The organism is uncultured Campylobacter sp. (assembly GCF_938045535.1).
Lineage (GTDB): Bacteria > Campylobacterota > Campylobacteria > Campylobacterales > Campylobacteraceae > Campylobacter_B.
Map to the genome: position 1 here is coordinate 1 of NZ_CALIMQ010000164.1, position 2,493 is coordinate 2,493.

Annotated in this window: 4 protein-coding genes; all 4 read left to right on the top strand. The window is 43.7% G+C overall.

The annotated features are described in order from the left end of the window. Nucleotides 1-519 (top strand): formate dehydrogenase accessory sulfurtransferase FdhD (locus tag Q0095_RS05240; RefSeq protein WP_297882021.1); only part of this gene is annotated, 519 nt, incomplete at its 5' end. 9 nt (nt 520-528) lie between these two features. Further along, nucleotides 529-1,320 carry a LysR family transcriptional regulator gene (locus Q0095_RS05245; protein ID WP_297882023.1) on the top strand — a complete coding sequence of 264 codons (792 nt, stop codon included), beginning with the start codon at nt 529-531 and terminating at the stop codon, nt 1,318-1,320. A 17-nt stretch (nt 1,321-1,337) separates the two neighbouring features. Then, the gene (locus tag Q0095_RS05250; protein WP_005869215.1) at nt 1,338-1,526 is read left to right on the top strand and encodes a hypothetical protein; all 189 of its coding nucleotides are present in this window, start codon (nt 1,338-1,340) and stop codon (nt 1,524-1,526) included. 394 nt (nt 1,527-1,920) lie between these two features. Then, on the top strand, nt 1,921-2,493 hold a 573-nt coding region (locus Q0095_RS05255), incomplete at its 3' end, for an ankyrin repeat domain-containing protein (protein ID WP_297882026.1).

Consider the following 2,493-nt stretch of genomic DNA (forward strand, 5'->3'; position numbering starts at 1 on the left):
AATAGAAATAGAGAATATATAACATTTGATGAATTAGAAAAATTCTCAAAAAATTTAATATTAATTGTTGGTTCCAAAAGAAGTTTTATTAGAAAATGTCTATATTTAGATGATACTTTAAATGCTAAGAATGAAATTTTAAATTTGATGAGCGAGTTTTACACGCAGTGCGAGCTTTACGAGATGACGGGCTGTGTGCACACAGCAAAGCTCTTTACCGCGGGCGGCGAGTATTTTATCGGCGAGGATATCGCCCAGCACAATACCATCGATAAATCGGTCGGCAAGGCGGTTTTGGCGGGGTGCGATACGCAGGGCTCGCTTCTTTTGGTAAGCGGCAGGCTAAGCTCCGAAATGGTCGCCAAAGCCGTGATGAGCGGCATTAGCGCGCTTGTTTCGCGTACGGCTCCTACGAGCCTCGGCGTCGTGATTGCACGTAAATTTGATCTTACCCTTTGCGGCTTCGCTCGCCGCGAAAATTTAAACATTTATAGCGGCGAAGAGAGAATTTTGAGTTAAGAGGGCGGCATGGAGATAGATATTAAGATAGACGATAAAAAAGCAAGCGAGATCAAAAGGCTGATTTTAAATTTACTAAATCCAAGCGGCAAGCTTGATTGCGGCGCGGCGTTTAAGATCGCTGCCAAATTAGGCGTAGATGCAAGCGTCGTAGGAGATCTCGCGGCGCGCGAAGGGATACGGATAGATCGCTGCGAACTCGGTCAATTCGGCAAGCTGCAATGTAGCGGAGGTAGCATAAAAGCGCTGCAAAAGCTAGATCCGCTTTTGGATGAGAAAAGACGGATTTTTTGCCGTGACGCCCGAGCCGTAGCTAGCGGCGGAGTGGGGTTTGATACAGTGCGCTCTACGCTTAAGGAGCACGGCATAGACGTGAAATATTGTCAGCTGGGCTGCTTTAAGGAGAAGAAAGGCAAAAGAATGAGGGTAAAAACAAAAACTTGGATCGAAAATGCGCAGGGCGAGCTCATTTTCGGCAAGGGCAAAACCGAAGTGCTAGATGTGATCGCCCAAACGGGCTCCATCTCTAAAGCCGCCGAGGTTTTGGGGATGAACTATAAAAAGTGCTGGAGCCATCTGCAAATTTTACAAAAAAATCTACAAGAGGAGCTCTTTAGCACCAAGCAAGGCGGCGGCAATGCCGCAGGCACGACGCTAAATGCACGCGCCTATGAGCTGATCGCTGCATATAAGCAGCTGCAAAGCGATATAGAAAACTACGCAAACGAGCGCTTTAAGGAGCTTTTTTTGAAAAAAGAGGGCGAGAAAGACGCAAGTAAAGCGGCAGATAAAAACCATTAAATTTAAAGGAGAAAACGATGTTTGTAAAGCTAAACGACCGAACCTATCTAAACAAAGACAGGATCACGCGCATCAAGGTAGATAGCGTCCAAGACGGTATCAGAATTCGCTTCTACGAGGGGCAGTTTCAAGTCGCCAAAAGCGGCAGATTTGAAAGCGAAGAAAAAGCTATGGAGTGGCTGCAGAAAAATTTTATCGGCAAATAGACGCCAAGCGCACTTCATAGCCGCGCGAGCAGCTTGCGAACAGATCCGCAAAATAGCGGCTCTTTGTGATGCGCAGCGGCTCGCCGCTTATTAGCACTACGACCATTTTGGTGGTCTGTGCTTTTAAGAAGAGCCTACGCAAAGATGTTGCGGTAAAATTTACGGCGAACGAGCTTCGGATATAGAGCCTAGCGTAGCGTGCAAATAGGGATACGATTACGCAAATATGGTCTATGACGACATTCGTTCGCCAAATTTACTTGAAATATTTCATCATTTAAACCCGACCTAACGGCATTTTTCGGTCAGTTTTACTTATCGTGCCTATATAGTATTTATATTTTATTAAGTACTCATTGGATATAGTCGCGAGCAAAATTCTAAGGGGAAAATTTTGAAAAGCTTCAAACTTCGGTTTATTTACGCTATCTGCGCTGTGGTCGTATGCGCGCTGTATCTGCTAGCCGAAAGATCGGGTCTTACGGAGCGCAAACAAACTCATTTTACCGTTACTTCAGATACAAATGTCTCAAAAGTGCCGGGCCTTAGCAAATACGTAACCCAAGAAGAGGTCGATAGCTTCGCATTTCGCTACTGGGATATAGATTACAATTCAAATCCAGAAAACGTATTTAAAGAACCCGCCATAGACGTAGAGCTAAAAAGACTTTTAAAAAGCAAGCAAACTGATAAAATTTTAAAATTTATGAAAGATAATAATCTATCTGTCGATCACACTATGGACGGAGGGGTAACGCCCGTGATGTATTCTAGCTTTTGGGATGATGCGAATACTACTCAAGAGCTTATAAAGCTAGGTGCGGATATACATAAAAAAGATGAATACAAGCTATCCGCTATGGCTTATGCGATAGAAAATAATGCTACCAATACTGTTAAACTATTGCTCGATAATGGAATTAAATTTAATGAGATCAATATAGTACAAGGGTATATAGGATGCCCT